This window comes from Streptococcus caballi DSM 19004, from assembly GCF_000379985.1.
Lineage (GTDB): Bacteria > Bacillota > Bacilli > Lactobacillales > Streptococcaceae > Streptococcus > Streptococcus caballi.
In genome coordinates this window covers 13,761-30,902 of sequence record NZ_KB904121.1, presented here as the reverse complement: position 1 = coordinate 30,902, position 17,142 = coordinate 13,761, and the positions used below count along the sequence as shown (strand labels likewise).

Here is a 17,142-nt window from a genome sequence, read left to right as displayed (position 1 = left end):
AAAAGGAGGTATTATGCAGCTTTTAGACATAAAGAGAATGGCTCACAGCATTCTTGAAAATCAAAACATAGAAAGCAGTTTTATCGAATATAAAAAGTCGGCAAATTTTAAAGATAAAATTCTAAAAACTGCTTGTGCCTTTGCCAATAACTACATGAACAATGAGATAGGCTTATTATTTGTCGGGATTGAAGAAGTTGATAATAAAGAAACAGGAGAAAAGGCAATTCCGAAAAGACCGATAGAGGGGATAAAAGAGTCTAAAATTGAAGGTATTGAAAATGAATTAAAATCTCTGCTTTCCAATATCCACCCTAAAATAAACTATCACATTATTACGGATAAAATTGACGATGAATATTATATTGTCGTTGCAGTAGAAAGTGGAAGTAACGGACCGTTTCAAACAAGTGAAAGGGCGGAAAGAGATAAAGATATTAGGCTAAAGGCAGGAAGATATATCAGAGTCGGCAGAGATTCAAGACTACCAAACCCAACCGAAGAATTTGAACTTTTGAAGAAATTTGCAAACTTTTCTTTTAGTTCCAATCTCAATGATACAGCTACCATAGATGATTTAAGCTATGAATATATGAAAGAATATCTGCTTCAGACGGGAGCAAAGAAAGATATTAGAGAAATGTCTAAGTTGGATATGGCAAAGAGTATGGGGCTTGTCAGTGAAAGTGAGTATGGCGGTTATAGAGCTAAAAATTTTGCTGTGCTGATGTTTGCGGAAACACCAAATAAATTTATTCCAAATGCCCATGTTGAAATCATAAGAGAAATTGACGGAACGGATAAAATGGAATCAAAAAGATTTGATGGGCCGGTTTGGATACAGGCAAAACAAGTCAGCAAATATTTTGAAGATAATATTATGGCTTCATACACCATAAGGGAAGCTGATAAAATTGAGCATAAGATTATCTATAACTATCCTCTTACGGCATTTGAGGAACTTGCTACTAACGCTATTTTGCATAAAGAATATGATACGCCTGAATATGTAGGAATCTATATTTACAAGGATAGAATTTCTTTTGTAAACCATAATAGACCACTTCCTCCGGTAACTATCGAAGCTCTTAATAGGGATAGAAGTTTTGATAGAAGGCAGTATCTTAATAAAGAACTTAAAGATATGTTCTTTTCATTAAACTTGATAGAATCTTACGGATCAGGAATAAGGCGTGCAAAAGATGCACTATTAGAAAATGCTTCTCCTGAGCTTAAGTTTTATCCGGACAATGAAGAAGATAACTATACTAACGCAGTTATGGGTATAAATGCAGAGTTTTTGAAAGAGTTTAATGGTAGTATTACCCAAGAAACTACCCAAGAAACTACCCAAGAAATAAAAATTGAGAAATCCGTACCGAATAGAATTGTTGAATTGATGATGATGGAGCCAAATATTACAGCAAAACAAATTGCAGAACATTTAAATGTTTCTTTTGACGGAGTTCGTTATCACATAAAAAAACTAAGAGCAGACGGGAAGATTAAAAGAGAAGGCTCTACCAAATCAGGTAAATGGGTAGTAATGAAATAGAATAAACAAGGTCATAGAATCAAAAGGTGATTAGAGTAAAATCTAACCACCTTTTTTGTTTGGAAAAAAGAAGGAGGTAAAAATGCGAATAAATGATTTTCATAACATTTTGGAGCTTGTAAAACAGGATATTTTGCAAAGTGAAGCAGAATATCTAAAGCTCTTAAAGGTCGTCGGAAACAATCAGAGATATGACTTTAGAAGTCAGCTCAGTATCTATGATAAAAATCCTGAAGCGACAGCCTGTGCCAAGTTTGATTATTGGAGGGAACGATTTAACCGTACCGTTATGCGTGGACAGAAAGGTATCCCCATTTTAGAGGACTATGGCACATACAAAAAAGTGGCATATATTTTTGATATAGGTCAGACAGTTTCAAGAAACAGAGATGTCAATGAAGTAAATCTTTGGAGATTTGATAAGGAAGCTCACAAAGATGTATTAAAAGAAATGATAGTAAGTGAAGGTTATGAGGAAAGTGAAAGCATCTTAGAAAATATCTTTTCTTTGAGCAGACTTTACGGCGATGAAAAGATAGACAGTCTTATGAATGAGCTTAGAATAGCTGATGAAGATAGAATATCCTTTACTAAATTTGTGAGGGACTCAGTGAGTTATGCAGTAGCTTCAAGATTTAAAGTGGATTATCCTATGGATAATGAACTTCTAAAGGAAAACTTTGCAATGCTTGATAGTATTTCCCTTATGAGCTTAGGTGAAACTGTATCGGATATTAGCGGAAAGATTATTGATGAAACCATTCAGAAAAGCAAAGAACTGGAGCCTCAAAAAGAAGTTTTAAGAGGAAAAGAAGCAGGATATAATAGGATTAAGGAAGAATTAGAGGAGGTAGAAGAAAATGTACTTCGACGAGATGATCAGAAAAGAAATGAAAGCGGGCGAGTTCTCCGAAATGGAGAGTACGGACGAGATAATAGAGAAAATCAGGGAGAATACGCTAAACAGCTTGGAGGAACAGACGGACTTCATAAGGAAGTATCCGAATCCGACCTACGCAGTGATGAGGCTCACTTACCTTTCACAGAGCGAGGAGCAGAGCCGCTTCGAGATGTTGGTAGATCTATACAAGGAGAAGAAGCTAATAGGACACCTGATGGATATTCAGAAACAGGCAATAGAATTTATGAGAACGGAGAAGCCGAAATTGATGGTAGCTTGGAAGATAGAGGACGAGAACAATCCACAGTATGGGGCGATGATTTCAGCTCTGAAGGAAATGACAATCAAGGAAGTAGTGGAAATTTAAAAGATAATACTAATGTAGAGTTAAAAGAAGCTGAAAAGGCTTCTTTTTCTTTGCCCGAAAATTCTTATGGACAGATGAGGCTTACTATTCCTCTTAATCAGAAAGACATAGACACTATCCTTATTAACGGAGGAAACCATGATGGTGGTAGACTTCCCGTTATAGCAGAGTTTTCTAAAGGAAAGACCAATGAAGAATTAGGAGAATACCTCAAAGATACCTTTAGGGGTGGAAATGGATTTTACATTGATGAAAGAGAGGTATCTTCCTGGTATTCGGATAAAGGTATTCACTTATCTTACGGGACTTCATCAAGAGAAGATGATACGCAAATTTTAAACTGGAGTAATGCAGCAAGTAGGATAAATGTGCTTTTGGAAACCGGAGAGTTTGCCACAAATGTGGAGCTTTCTGAAGCCCTTGATTATGAAAGAGATAGAATTTCAGAATCCCTATGGTATCTATATCACGATTTGAGTGAAGAAGGAAAGGCACAGGGATATTTTGAACTATTGAAAACAAGTGGAGGGGGCTTTCCGGAAGAAACGAAAAGATTATCTGAGGCATTAAAAAATCCTGAGTATCTGAAAGAAACAATCAAAGAATACAGCAGATTTTTAGCAGGATACAAAGAAAACAGAGGTGTACTAAGGTTTCACTATCACAAGGTAGATAGCCTTTATAAAAGATTGCAGGAACTTGAACTGCCACGAAAGGAATACAGTACCAATCTGACAGAGCTTCCTAAAGTAAAGTCATTTATTACAGAAGATGAAGTTCTTGAAAGTCTTTCAGGAGGAAGTGGAGTTGATAGAGGAAAAGAACGAATCACAAAATTTTTCAAGGAAAACCATACGCTTCAAGAAAAAGCAAATTTCTTAAAAGATGAGTATGGCATTGGAGGAAGAAGTCATGCTGTATCAGGTGCAATGGGAAGTGATGAATGGCATGATGCAAAGGGACTTAAATTACAAAAGAAAGATTGCAGTGATGTATTTCTTACTTGGTCAAGTGTGACAAAGCATATTGATGAGCTGCTTTCTAAAAATCTGTATGAAGAAAAGAAAATAGAAAGTAAGGCAGAGATAGAAGAAGCAAAAGCACCGCAATATTATTCTAAAGATGATCCTGAAAACTTAATGACTGATGAAATGCTTAAAAGAGTGCCTGAACTTTATGCACAGGAAAATGTTGCTTTAGCTGACAAGGAAGTTCATGCTGCATATATCATTCCGTTTAGAAGTAATTGGACTTGGTATATGACAGAATACGATAGAGAAAGTGGAGATGCCTTTGGACTCGTACTTGGGATTGAACCTGAATGGGGATATTTTAACCTTGGGGAGCTGAAAGAATTAAATGCCCAAAGGCTTATTTTAGAAGATTTTCCAAAGACCTTTAGAGAACTTAAAGATACAGAGCTTGTCAAGCAGATGGATGAGCAGGAACTTCAATCAGTCTTTAACGGAGAGCTTAGTTTTGAAGAAGAAACAGAGCTTGAAGCACCTGAAGAAGTAGAAGAAAGAATAGCTGTAACACCTGTTCAAGGAACGCTATTTGATTACCTCAAAGAAAGAGAAGAAGTAGAATTAAATGAAAAAGAGGAAAGCCTTTTAGATGAATTTGCGGTTAAAGCAGGCGATACCGTCTATTTTAATCATGAAGAATACACTGTAAGGGAGATTGCTAAAAATCAAATCACAGGAAGAGATGATTTATGGCTTGATCCGGTAAGAAGTGGAAACCATCAAATCCCTATCATAGCGTTTGAAGATAGTGAGGACTTATTAAAGCAGATAAGCCTTGAAAGACCTAACTTTATCATTGGAGATGAGGTTATATACAAGGACAAAAACTATACTATCACAGGCTTTGATGATATGGGAAATAATTTAAAGACAGTAACGGTTAAGGACAATACCGAATATTTGGGCGGTATGATAACAGGCTCCGATGTAATCCCTTATCGTCTTGAAAGTGACCTTGAGAGGATATTTGAAAATCTAACCTATACGAAACTTGAAAAGACTATTGAGGAAGTAGAAATAAAGAAAACGGAAGCACATAACTTCAAAATTACAGAAGAAACATTACCCGAAAAGCTATCTCCAAGCGAAAGGTTAAATAATAACCTTGAAGCAATTTCCATGCTTAATCGTGTAGAGAGTGGACAAAGAGAGCTTGACAGTACAGCTCAGGAAGTTTTAGCGAAATATGTCGGCTGGGGCGGACTTGCTGATGTGTTTGATGAAAGTAAAGAGGGACAATGGGAAGCTGCAAGAAGTTTCTTAAAGGGAAATCTATCACCATCTGAATATGAAGCGGCAAAGGAGTCAACCTTAACAGCCTTTTATACACCTAAAACAGTTATTGACGGCGTATATAAGACACTTTCCGGTATGGGATTTAAGAGCGGAAATATCCTTGAGCCAAGTATGGGAGTTGGAAACTTTATCGGAAATCTTCCTGATGAAATGAGTAAGTCTAAGTTCCATGGAGTGGAGCTTGACTCGGTAAGCGGTCGTATTGGAAAACTCTTATACCCTGAAAGTGAAGTGCAGATTAAGGGATTTGAAGAAACTACCTTTTCAAATAACTTCTTCGATGCAGTTATCGGTAATGTTCCCTTTGGAGAATACAAAGTAAATGACAGGGAGTATAACAAAAACAACTTCCTTATACACGATTATTTCTTTGCCAAGTCCATTGATAAAGTCAGAAATGGCGGTGTTATCGCTTTTATCACATCTTCAGGCACGATGGATAAAAAGGACGAAAGTGTCAGACGTTACCTTGCAGCAAGAGCCGAATTCCTCGGTGCAATCAGACTTCCAAATGATACCTTTAAGGGAGTTGCCGGAACGGAAGTAACAAGCGATATTATTTTCCTAAAGAAAAGAGATAGTATCAGAGAAAGGGATGAGGACTGGATACATCTTGCGGAAGATGAAAATGGTCTTATCTACAATAAATACTTTGTAGATCATCCTGAGATGGTGCTTGGAAGTATGGAGGAAGTATCAGGAAGATTTGGAAATACCTTTGCTTGTCTACCGAAAGAAAATGCTGACTTAAAGGAACTAATTACAAAAGCAAGTGAAGAAATCTCTAAAGATGCAAAGTATGAAGAAATAGAGCTACTTGATGATGAAATCAGCACAATACCCGCAACGGACGATGTCAAGAATTTCTCCTACACCATTATTGATGATGAAGTGTATTACAGAGAAAACTCACTTTTCGTAAAGAAAGAAATAACGGATAAAAACAAGGAAAAGATTAAAGACTACCTTGAACTGAACAACGCCTTAAAGGATGTTATTTATAAGCAAAAGGAAGATTTTTCTGATGATGAAGTAAGGAAAGCTCAGGAGAAGTTAAATGAAGTTTATGACAGTTTTTCTAAAAAGCATGGGTATGTCAATAACCTTTCTAACACCAGAGCCTTAAAAGAAGATAGTAACTTCCCACTTGTTTCCTCAATAGAAATTCTTGATGAAGAAGAAAACTTTAAGGCAAAGGGAGATATTTTTTCAAAAAGAACAATCACAAAGGCAAAGACAATCGACCATGTAGACACTTCCCTTGAAGCTCTTGTGTTATCTATATCTGAAAAAGGTTATGTGGACTTTGACTATATGGGAAGTCTTACAGGAAAAGACAGACCGACTTTGATAGAAGAACTTAGAGGAGAAATCTACCTAAATATCAGAGAGGAACAAAACTTTTATAGACCATTATCCTTTAACCCTGAAGATGGGGATTTACCTTTTGCCTGTGCAAATGACAGTAATTCATATAAATATGGCTATGTAACAAAAGATGAGTACCTATCAGGAAATATCAGAGATAAGATTGCGATTGTTGACAGTTATCTTTCTAAGCTGAGACAAACGGAAAGAGAGCTGCCTCATCTTGGCTATGCGGAAGATGGCAAAGAAAAAGAACTGATAAGCTATGAGATGAACCGATTGGAATACCAAAAGGCAGAGCTTACCAAAGTTTTACCAAAGGAGCTTGAAGCAAGTGAAATAAATGTTCGTCTTGGAGCAACTTGGATACCGATAAAAGATATTGAAAAGTTTATCTTTGAAACACTGAAAACTCCGGGCTGGGCAAGATGGGATATTAAGGTTAAATTTTCAAATCTCACAAGCGAATGGAATATTGAGGGAAAAAGCAAAGACAGAGGAAATGACCTTGCTGAAATGACTTACGGTACATCAAGGGTAAGTGCCTATAAGCTGATTGAAGATGCCTTAAACCTTAAAGAAACAAAGGTATTTGACCAGATAGTAAATTCAGACGGCTCAAAAACTTCTGTGCTAAATAAAAAAGAAACCATGCTTGCAGGGCAAAAGCAGGAGCTTCTAAAAGAAGAATTTAAAAACTGGATATTTAACGATCAGGAAAGAAGAAACAGACTTGTAAAACTGTATAATGAGCGTTTTAACTCTATCCGTAACAGAGAATATGACGGAAGCAACCTATCTTTTGAGGGAATGAATACGAAAATAGAGCTTAGATCTCATCAGAAAAATGCTATTGCAAGAAGTTTGTATGGAGGAAATACGCTTCTTGCCCATGTGGTTGGTAGTGGAAAAACCTTTGAAATGGTAGCTTCTGCAATGGAATCTAAAAGGCTTGGGATGTGCAGTAAATCACTCTTTGTTGTGCCAAACCACTTGACAGGTCAAATCGGTCGTGAGTTTATGCAGCTTTATCCATCGGCAAATATTATGGTGGCAGATAAAAAAGACTTTGAGCCGAAAAACAGAAAGAGATTTATCGGAAGAATTGCCACAGGAGAGTACGATGCCGTTGTTATAGGGCATACGCAATTTGAAAAAATTCCGATGAGTAAGGAATATCAGGAAAAGCATATTCAGGATCAGATTGATGAAATCATCAACTATGTTGAGGAATATAAGCATGATAGAAATCAAAACTTTACAGTAAAACAGCTTGAAAAAACAAAGAAAAAACTGGAAACAAGGCTTGAAAAGTTAAACGACGATTTTAAGAAAGACGATGTTATTACCTTTGAGGAATTAGGCGTTGATAAGCTATTTATCGACGAAGCACACAATTACAAAAATCTCTATCTCTACACAAAAATGAGAAATGTAGCAGGTATCGGTCAAAGTGAAGCCTTTAAGTCCTCCGATATGTTTATGAAGTGTAGATATATGGATGAAATGACGGGTGGAAAAGGTATTGTATTTGCCACAGGAACTCCTGTATCAAATTCTATGACTGAGCTTTATACTATGCAGCGTTATCTTCAGTATGAGAGCTTAAAGAAAAATAATCTGGAGCATTTTGATAGCTGGGCTTCTACCTTTGGTGAAACACAGTCTGCCTTTGAATTATCTCCGGAGGGAACAGGGTACAGAGTTAAGACAAGATTTTCAAAGTTTTATAACCTGCCTGAGCTAATGAGTATGTTTAAAGAAGTTGCCGATATTCAGACGGCGGATATGCTGAATCTTCCAACACCGGAAGCACACTATGAGGTTATTAAGACTTTGCCAAGTGAGGAGCAAAAGGAAATCCTAAAGAGCCTATCTGAAAGAGCTGATGATGTCAGAAATAGAGTTGTTGAGCCTGATGAAGATAATATGCTGAAAATCACCAATGACGGTAAGAAACTTGCTTTAGATCAGCGTTTAATCAATCCATTACTTCCTGACAATCCTGATAGCAAGGTCAATGTATGCGTGAAAAATGTGTTTGCCATTTGGGATAAGACAAAAGAAGATAGGTCAACACAGCTTCTATTTTCCGATATGTCTACACCAAAAGGCGATGGAGAGTTTAATATCTATGATGATATTAGAGAAAAACTTGTAGCAATGGGGATACCGAAAGAAGAAATAGCATTTATCCATGAAGCTAATTCAGATAAACAAAAAGACGAACTCTTTGCAAAGGTAAGAAAAGGAGATGTGAGGATATTACTTGGCTCTACTCAGAAGATGGGAGCCGGCACGAATGTTCAAAACAAACTGATTGCACTTCATGACCTCGATGTCCCTTGGCGTCCTGCTGACCTTGAGCAGCGTGCGGGTAGAATTGTAAGACAGGGAAATGAAAATAAGGAAGTCAGCATATACAGATATGTAACGGAGAATACCTTTGATGCATACCTTTGGCAGACGATAGAAAATAAGCAGAAGTTCATATCTCAGATTATGACAAGTAAAACTCCTGTCAGAGTGGCAGAAGATGTGGACGAAAGCTCACTGAATTATGCAGAGATAAAAGCGTTAGCTACTGGCGATCCGAAAATTAAAGAAAAGATGGATTTGGATAATGAGGTTACGAAGCTTAAAATGCTTGAAGCAAACTTTAAGTCCAACCGTTATAGGTTAGAAGATAAGGTCGCAAAAACCTACCCTGAAGAAATTGCAAGGACGGAAAAGTTAATTGAGGCTGTAAAGAAAGACATATCAGAGATTGAGCCACAAGGAGAAGGCGAAAATAAATTCACTTCGATAACCATAAAGGGAGAGAAGATATTTGATAAAAAGATTGCGGGAGAAAAGTTACTTGAAGCTATCAAGAACGTAAAAATCAATGAAAGTAAGATTATAGGAAAGTATAGAAATATGGACTTGGAAGTCAGCTATAACTTCTTTACCAATGCTCATGATTTCCGCCTAAATGGTGCTGCAAAGCATTCAGGAGAGCTTGGAACAAGTGCAGACGGTAACATTACAAGACTGGATAACGCTCTTGAGAAAATGCCTGAGAAATTAAACAGGCTTGAAGAAAAGCTCATAAGCACCAAAGAGCAGCTTGAAAATGCCAAAGAAGAACTTGAAAAGCCGTTTGAAAAAGCTGATGAATTAAAGAATAAGGTGCTTCGCTTGGCTGAACTAAATAAGCTACTTGATATGGGTGATGTGGAAGAAAAGAGAAATGATAATCCCCTTGTAGAAGATGTTAAAAAGGCAATTATTGATTTCTGTAACAGAGAATATGAGGAAAATCATAGTTATGATGAGTTTGATACTCTATATCCTGACTTAAAGCACATAGGAATTGCTTATACTGATACACCGGATGAAAGACATGGCATACAGTTTGAGTTAGACCTTGAAGATTATACAGCAACTCAATATGTAAATGATGTGGTAGTAAGTCATTATGATTATGTGAAAGCAAACGGAAGTATTGAAAAAGCCCTTGATGTCATGAAATTTGAAATGGAAAATGGAGAGTTTAATACCTTTGTTTCAGTAGATGAAGAAGAATTAAAGCAAGCAATGGGACTTGAAATTGATGATGAAGGTAACTTTTATGATCCACTCACAAAAGACCTTGATAATGACGGAATTGCTGACAGATATGACAATGACTTTAAGGACAGTGATTATTTTGAGTCAACCTATGATGTGGAGGATAATATTCATAGTAAAGAAGAAGCCACACAGAAAACAGAGGATAAGCCATCTATTTTAGGGCAGATAAGAGCCTATCAAAATGAAAGTAAAACAGAAGAAAAACAAACTACAAAAGAACAGGAATATGTACGATAAGGGAGCGAAAAGCTCCCTTTGACCATGAAAGGAGATAAAAACATGGATTACAAAACAATGAGAGATAGAATCGAAGATATGGTAAATGATAATCATAAGGACTTTGTTAAGGCGATTATAAGCATGGAAAAAGGCATTAACGATGAAAGTGCTTTAGATAAACTCTATGACGCTTATATGGACAATGACACCGTTAATTTACTGCATGAGGAATTTGACTACATGATCGAAGATTTAAGGGAACAGGGACAGATAAAAGACCTGTCTTATGTTCAGGAAGAGAAAGATAACCTTATAAATATCATTGGAAATGTTGTCGGTAAGGTTAATGTTATTGAGAGAGAAAACAAGAACGGGGAAGCCTTTAAGGTAGCAAATTTCTCCGTTGTATCTAAAGATGATGAGGGGAATAAGGTATATCATAATTGCTCCGCCTATGGAGAAAAGAGTGATATTCCAAAGGACTTTAAGCAGGGTGATTTTGTTAAGCTCTTTGGACAAATCAGAACTTCTGTTGATGACAACGGTAAAGAACATACCAACATCAGGGTACTTTCTTCAAAACTGTTAAAGGCAAAAGAACAGATGAAAGGGCAAGAAGAAAAGAAAGAGTCTGTACTTGGAGCTATCAAAAAATATCAGGCTGAAGATAAGGAAAAGCCTAAAGAAAAGAAAGAAACATCAAAAGAAGCTGAGAGATAAACTTATGGTCGGTGTGGTCTTGGGACTGCACCGACTCTTTTTTTATTTGCGAAAAAAGGAGATAAAGATTATCTCTCCATCTCCTTACCCATATAAATTCCGTAATTTTTTCGTATCTTATAAAGCTCGTCCATAGTGGATTTTGAGGAAGAATACTCTTGCATAAGGCTATCCTTTTTTTCTTGTAATTTATCAAGCTCAGCTAAAATATCCTTTGAATTTGGGAGCTTGGAATAAGATTTTTTAAGCTCTGAGAGAGCATTTTCATATAGGGTAATCTGAGCTTTGTACTCTTCAAAAAATGCCTTGTCAGATGGATTAGCCTTATATTCCTTGTAGCACGCTCTGTGTTTTTTAACGGTATGAACTTGCTCCATAGTGGTAGAAAGCTTCTGCATTTTCTTATCAATAGCCTTGATTTTCTCTTGTATATTTTGCCTTTCATCAGCTGCTGTTTGGATATACTCATCAAGCTGTTTAACGGATTTAATGCCATGTTCTCTGATATAAATAACAGACTCAGCCATTGTATGAAGGTTATGTTTGGTTGCCCAATATTCGTAGCCTTTGCTTTCCTTTACCTTTGCATTGGTGTTCATGTCAATAACATTGCCGATGCGTTTTTTGACGGCGGGAGTCTTGATAAACTCTCTTTCTGCAATTCGTTCTTTTAATCTTTCTTCGGTATAATCTTCTCCGATTGTTTTAATCCTTGTAAATCTCGCCTTATTTTTTGGCTTAAAAGCAATGTGCTTACCGTATTTGATTTCATAGCCAAGATCAGCCATCTTCTTTAAAAATTCTTCCCAATCCTTAGACTGTTTTATCAAACAATCAATGTCAAATTGAAGTTTACTTTTCCAAGAAGTACCTTTCTTAGATTGCTCATTTTCATACCATGACTTACCCTTTGTTTTGTACTTTCTCTTATAGCTCTCGTAGAACTCATCAATCACAGATAGGTTGTTTTCTTTGCATAGCTTGTCGCTCTGATAACGGATTTGATGATAGCTTTTCTTATTAGACTGGTAGCATCTACCCGTTACCATATTTACATTGTTAAATATGATGTGATTGTGAATATGTCCTTTGTCTATGTGAGTAGATAAGACATATTCGTACTCATCTTTTAATATCTTTTTACACAGTTCACGACCGATTTGATGTGCCATTTCAGGACTTGCTTCTCCCGGTAAAAAGGATTGAATGAGGTGTCTTGCAAGAACAGTTCCGTTTGTTCCTGCATCATTTCGTGTCCTTAAAAATTGTGTATGGGCAGTTTCTTGATGGCATTTATGAGTGCTGACTAAAATCTGCTCGTCTGTTTTATCTCCATTTACAATGTATTCGATAGCAAGATTAAGGGTCGATTTGATAGGGTGTATTTTTGTGATCGCCATAAAAACTAATCACCTCCTGAAGTCCTGTTAAGCAGCAGTGAATGAATTTGCCATAGCTCTTTTGAGAAATGTTCAATTTGTTTTTTCATATCATTGATGTCCTCTTTGTAAATTATACCTGTTGAATTTACTCGCTTTGCAATCTGATTGATGTTATTTGTGGCATTAGAAAGCAAGCCTTGTAAATTTCGGAAAGGCTCTAAATCTACTTGATAAATTTCCTTTTCCAAAACACATTTGCGTATAAAATGGCTCATATTTCTGCACTTTGCAAGTTTTCTTTTCTCTTCAAAAAGAGCCTTTTCTTCTTCTGTTAGTTTAATTTCAAGTCTTTCATTTCGTATTCTATTTGCCATAGGTAGTTCCTCCTTTGAATGTATTTCGGGGTCTTAGGGTTCTCCCTAACAAGCTAAAAATTGATAAAAAAAGAAGCAGATCCCAGAGGGCTGCTTCATCAATTTTTTCGTAAGTGTCCGTACACTTACTGTGCTTGCTACAAAAGAATGATTATGGTAGCAAGCATTAAGCAAGTTTTAAATGTATATCTTATATTATACCAAATGAGATAAGTAATGTCATCAGAATTGAAAAAATGCTTTTAATATGCCAACATATGTCAAGTTAATATGGTATAATAAATATAGGAGATGTTAAGACGATGAAAGATAATAGGCTATTTAGGATACTATATTATATTTTAGAAAAGGGAAAAGTTACAGCAAGCGAACTTGCTGATAAATTTGAGGTATCAGTCAGAACAATTTATAGAGATATTGACTCTATCAGTAGTGCAGGTATTCCCATTTATGCGTTGCAAGGAAAGGGTGGTGGAATAGAAATTGCTGAGGATTTTGTTCTTAGTAAATCACTACTGTCTGAAAACGAGAAACAACAAATTATGTCAGCTCTTCAGGGATTGGAGAATACAACAATACAACATGAGAATGAGCTTCTAACAAAACTATCCGCACTCTTTAAAATAAAAAATACCAGTTGGATAGAAGTTGATTTTAATAATTGGCAAAACAATAAGATGTATGAAAAAACATTTAATGATATTAAGTCCGCAATTTTAAGTAAGAACATTGTTTCATTCACATATTTTAGCAGTAATGAAAAAGAAACAAGCAGAAAAGTTAAACCTGTGAGATTGCTTTTCAAGAGTCAGGATTGGTATCTATATGCCCTATGTTTACTCAGAAATGATTTCAGATATTTCAAATTGTCCAGGATAAAGAATTTAGAAATCCATACTGAAAAGTTTGATGACAACTTTGAAGATGTAATACTCAAAAAAGAAACGCCACATGAGAATACAGTGAATATAAAAGTTAAGTTTGATCGAAAAGTTGCTTTCAGGGTATATGATGAACTAAACGGAGAAATTACAGAAGATAATGACGGAAATTTATATACTGAAATAGAAATACCGAATGACTATAACTTATATAATTATATTTTTTCATTTGGAGATGAAGCAGAAGTATTGGAACCTGAAGAAGTTAGAATGCAAATTAAAAAAATGATAAATAAAATGGCAGAAAAATATATAATATGACAGATGGTGTCAAGTATGGTGAGATATAATTATCTTAAATAAAGATAAGGAGGAATAAAAAATGGATACGAAATATTGTCAATGTTGTGGCATGCCTATGGGAGAGGGAACAGAGCTTTATGGTACAAATTCAGATGGAAGCGTAAATGAAGATTATTGTAAGTATTGCTTTGAGAAAGGCGAATTTACTTTTAAGGGAACAATGGAAGAAATGATTGAGATATGCGTTCCTCATGTAGTCGAAGCCAATAAAGATATGAATGAAGATAGTGCAAGAAAAATGATGATGGAGTTTTTCCCAACTCTAAAGAGATGGAAGGAGTAAAAAATTATGCCAAGACCAACGACAAAAAATGATTTAATGATTGCTGCTAAGGAAAACTATGAAAAGTTAAATTTATTTATCTCAAAGATGACTGAGGAAGAGTTAAATACACCATTTGACTTTTCAAAAGATGAAAAGAAAAAAGAAGCCCACTGGAAAAGAGATAAGAATCTAAGAGATGTTTTAATCCATCTCTATGAGTGGCATCAGCTTATTTTGAATTGGGTACATTCCAATCAAAAGGGAGAAGAAAAACCGTTTTTGCCTGAGCCGTACAATTGGAAAACTTATGGAGATATGAATGTAGAATTTTGGAAGAAACATCAAAATACTTCTCTTGAAGACGCAACTAAAATGTTTCATAAATCCCATAGAGATGTTTTAGAGTTGGCTGAAAAATTTACAAGTGAAGAATTGTTTTCCAAAGGCGTCTACAAGTGGACAGGGGGGAGTACACTGGGTTCCTATTTTGTAAGTACCACTGCAAGCCATTATGATTGGGCAATGAAAAAATTAAAAGCCCATCAGAAAAAATGCAAATCAAAATAATTGGAACAGGATAGTAAAGTGCATTTTACAAAGGTAAAAGGAATATTATCTTCAAAAAATGGAATGAATTTGTTCAGAGGCTGCACTCACGGTTGTATTTATTGCGACTCAAGAAGCAACTGCTACCGGATGAACCATAAATTTGAAGATGTAGAAGTAAAGGAAAATGGAATCAGTCTTTTGGAAGAGAACCTAAAACGAAAGCGGAAAAAATGTATGATTGGTTTAGGTTCTATGACTGATCCATACATTGAAGAGGAACTTGGACTAAATTATACAAGACAGGCACTTGAGATAATAAATAAATATGGCTTCGGTGTAACGCTTATAACAAAGTCAGCTAATGTTTTAAGGGATTTAGATTTATTTGAAGAAATAAATTCAAAAGCAAAATGCGTTATTCAAATGACATTAACAACTTATGATGAAGAACTTTGTAAAAAGATAGAGCCTAATGTTTCAACAACGAAAGAAAGGGTTGAAGCATTAAAAATATTGCGTGATGAAGGAATACCAACAGTGGTTTGGCTAACTCCGATACTGCCGTTTATTAACGATACGGAAGAAAATATTCTTGGGATTTTAAACTACTGCAAAGAAGCAAAAGTGTTTGGAATAGTATGCTTTGGTATGGGAGTTACACTCAGAGAGGGAAATAGAGAATATTTTTATTCGCAGTTAGATAAAAAGTTTCCAAAGCTGAAAGAACGCTACATCAGAGAATACGGAAACAATTATGTAGCAAACAGTGGAAACGATAAAAAACTAATGGGTTTGTTTCATGAATTCTGTGAACGGAACGGTATCGTTCATGATAATGAAGCAATATTTAACTATTTGGGACTATTTGAGGGAAAGGGCATCTCAAAGCAGCTTAGTTTTTTTGACTTAATCTGACTAAGGGGGTGAAATATTTATAAAATTATAATTAAGGAGGGATTTATTAATGAAAGTGTTAATTTTTAACATATACGATACAAATATAATAATGTCCCTTTTTTACAACCTTTTTTTCATTATTTAATCATGATAATTTAGTATTTTTCTTCCATTACGGAGGACTCGGTATGTTCAAATGCCGAAGTCCTCCTTTTTTGTCTGAAAAACAAACAGACAAAAAAGAAATGGAGGAAACTTTATGGCAAAAGAGTATTACCTTTATGTCAGCGGACAAAAGGTGAAAGTCAGTGAAGATATTTATAAAGTCTACTGGCGAGAAAAAGAACACGAAAAGTATTTGGAGCAGGTGGACAGAAAAAACCACTTGCTCTTTTTTTCGTCATTAGATCATGATGGACATTATGTTGATAACATCATAGATGAAAATGTTGATGTAGCAAAGATTGTGGAAACACAAATGATGATTGAATCATTGAGATATGCTATATCAAAGCTGAACGATGAAGAAAGAGACATCATAGAGCGTTTGTACTTTAATGACGAAACGCTTCGTTCAGTAGCAAGATTAAAAAGTATTACACATCCGGCTTTAATCAAGAGAAGAAATAAAATCCTTGAGAAACTGAAAAAGTTTATTGAGGATCTATAAACTTCGGTAACCAAAGGGGTCAAACTTTCCTTATATAAAGTGAAGGGGAGTTTGATCTCCTTTACTTTTATAAGAGATATAGCCTATTTATGGCAAACAGGAAGATGTAAAGAAAATCCCTTTCAAATAATTGTTCTTTGACAACTGAATAGACCATGACGGGACTTTTAATTACTTAGTGAGCGAAAGAAATTTTACGCCATAACTTTCCTGCTGAAGAAATTCGGTTTAAATGAATACTGTCAAAGACAAGGATATAAGGAAACGAGCGATAAATAAATTTTCTTAAAGCAAAGAGCGAGGATAACTTTGCAAGTGATGACCTAAGTAATGATAATGATACTTCTTTAGTGAAAGCCGGCTCATCTTAACAGGGGCGGTGGTGAGATTCCAATGTTGCTGATCCTAAGCACCCGTCAATGTCATTAAACTTGGTTAGATGAGAAAATTATATATTGATTATAGAGGAATTAGAGGGAGGTGTACGGGTGGACAATGACTGGAATGGATTGGCTGATTTGATAGCAAATCTTATTACAAAGTATGCTGGTGTTTTAGATTTGGATAATCTACCAGATCCAATGCCAGTAAATAATAACAGTGAAAATGAAAATATCTTTGACATGGTAAAAACACAGATTGAGAAAATGAAATAAAAGTGCTATAATATACTTGAGATATAAGTCCAAACT

11 protein-coding genes are annotated in these 17,142 nt (G+C 35.5%); 9 read left to right on the top strand and 2 right to left on the bottom strand.

Translation table 11 applies throughout. The annotated features are described in order from the left end of the window. The first annotated feature begins 13 nt into the window (after window positions 1-13). From A3GS_RS0110215 to A3GS_RS0110205, 3 genes are all read left to right on the top strand, one after another. Complete coding sequence (locus A3GS_RS0110215; protein WP_018365296.1) at window positions 14-1,555, top strand: AlbA family DNA-binding domain-containing protein; 1,542 nt, start codon at window positions 14-16, stop codon at window positions 1,553-1,555. Window positions 1,556-1,637: 82 nt separating this feature from the next. Continuing rightward, complete coding sequence (locus A3GS_RS0110210; RefSeq protein WP_018365295.1) at window positions 1,638-10,367, top strand: helicase-related protein; 8,730 nt, start codon at window positions 1,638-1,640, stop codon at window positions 10,365-10,367. 42 nt (window positions 10,368-10,409) lie between these two features. Then, window positions 10,410-11,069 (top strand): hypothetical protein, encoded by a 660-nt coding sequence (locus tag A3GS_RS0110205; RefSeq protein WP_018365294.1) that lies wholly within the window; start codon window positions 10,410-10,412, stop codon window positions 11,067-11,069. Window positions 11,070-11,137: 68 nt separating this feature from the next. Here the strand turns inward: A3GS_RS0110205 and A3GS_RS0110200 are convergent, their stop codons facing one another. Then, window positions 11,138-12,469, bottom strand: a complete 1,332-nt coding sequence (locus tag A3GS_RS0110200; RefSeq protein ID WP_018365293.1) for a relaxase/mobilization nuclease domain-containing protein — start codon at window positions 12,467-12,469, stop codon at window positions 11,138-11,140. Between the two features lie 5 nt (window positions 12,470-12,474). Then, window positions 12,475-12,825 (bottom strand): plasmid mobilization protein, encoded by a 351-nt coding sequence (locus A3GS_RS0110195; protein WP_012678200.1) that lies wholly within the window; start codon window positions 12,823-12,825, stop codon window positions 12,475-12,477. Window positions 12,826-13,127: 302 nt separating this feature from the next. Here A3GS_RS0110195 and A3GS_RS0110190 point away from each other — a divergent pair, with 302 nt between their 5' ends. The 6 genes from A3GS_RS0110190 to A3GS_RS12930 all read left to right on the top strand — a co-directional run bounded on the left by A3GS_RS0110190 (window position 13,128) and on the right by A3GS_RS12930 (window position 17,106). Beyond that, window positions 13,128-14,027 carry a helix-turn-helix transcriptional regulator gene (locus A3GS_RS0110190; protein WP_018365292.1) on the top strand — a complete coding sequence of 300 codons (900 nt, stop codon included), beginning with the start codon at window positions 13,128-13,130 and terminating at the stop codon, window positions 14,025-14,027. Between the two features lie 61 nt (window positions 14,028-14,088). Then, window positions 14,089-14,352 (top strand): zinc ribbon domain-containing protein, encoded by a 264-nt coding sequence (locus tag A3GS_RS12975; protein WP_009222351.1) that lies wholly within the window; start codon window positions 14,089-14,091, stop codon window positions 14,350-14,352. A 6-nt stretch (window positions 14,353-14,358) separates the two neighbouring features. Further along, complete coding sequence (locus A3GS_RS0110180) at window positions 14,359-14,901, top strand: ClbS/DfsB family four-helix bundle protein (protein ID WP_012678198.1); 543 nt, start codon at window positions 14,359-14,361, stop codon at window positions 14,899-14,901. Window positions 14,902-14,919: 18 nt separating this feature from the next. Next, entirely contained in the window at window positions 14,920-15,798 is an 879-nt protein-coding gene (locus A3GS_RS0110175) for an SPL family radical SAM protein (RefSeq protein WP_026216373.1), read from the top strand. Between the two features lie 241 nt (window positions 15,799-16,039). After that, a complete protein-coding gene (locus tag A3GS_RS0110170) occupies window positions 16,040-16,450 on the top strand; it encodes a sigma-70 family RNA polymerase sigma factor (RefSeq protein ID WP_018365290.1) in 411 nt (136 codons plus the stop codon). Between the two features lie 488 nt (window positions 16,451-16,938). Then, entirely contained in the window at window positions 16,939-17,106 is a 168-nt protein-coding gene (locus A3GS_RS12930; protein WP_018365289.1) for a hypothetical protein, read from the top strand. The last annotated feature ends 36 nt before the right edge of the window (window positions 17,107-17,142 follow it).

Bases quoted from the DNA above. Each gene is read 5' to 3' on its own strand.
- A3GS_RS0110215 (WP_018365296.1), top strand. From the start codon at position 14: ATGCAGCTTTTAGACATAAAGAGAATGGCTCACAGCATTCTTGAAAAT.
- A3GS_RS0110210 (WP_018365295.1), top strand. From the start codon at position 1,638: ATGCGAATAAATGATTTTCATAACATTTTGGAGCTTGTAAAACAGGAT.
- A3GS_RS0110205 (WP_018365294.1), top strand. From the start codon at position 10,410: ATGGATTACAAAACAATGAGAGATAGAATCGAAGATATGGTAAATGAT.
- A3GS_RS0110200 (WP_018365293.1), bottom strand. From the start codon at position 12,469: ATGGCGATCACAAAAATACACCCTATCAAATCGACCCTTAATCTTGCT.
- A3GS_RS0110195 (WP_012678200.1), bottom strand. From the start codon at position 12,825: ATGGCAAATAGAATACGAAATGAAAGACTTGAAATTAAACTAACAGAA.
- A3GS_RS0110190 (WP_018365292.1), top strand. From the start codon at position 13,128: ATGAAAGATAATAGGCTATTTAGGATACTATATTATATTTTAGAAAAG.
- A3GS_RS12975 (WP_009222351.1), top strand. From the start codon at position 14,089: ATGGATACGAAATATTGTCAATGTTGTGGCATGCCTATGGGAGAGGGA.
- A3GS_RS0110180 (WP_012678198.1), top strand. From the start codon at position 14,359: ATGCCAAGACCAACGACAAAAAATGATTTAATGATTGCTGCTAAGGAA.
- A3GS_RS0110170 (WP_018365290.1), top strand. From the start codon at position 16,040: ATGGCAAAAGAGTATTACCTTTATGTCAGCGGACAAAAGGTGAAAGTC.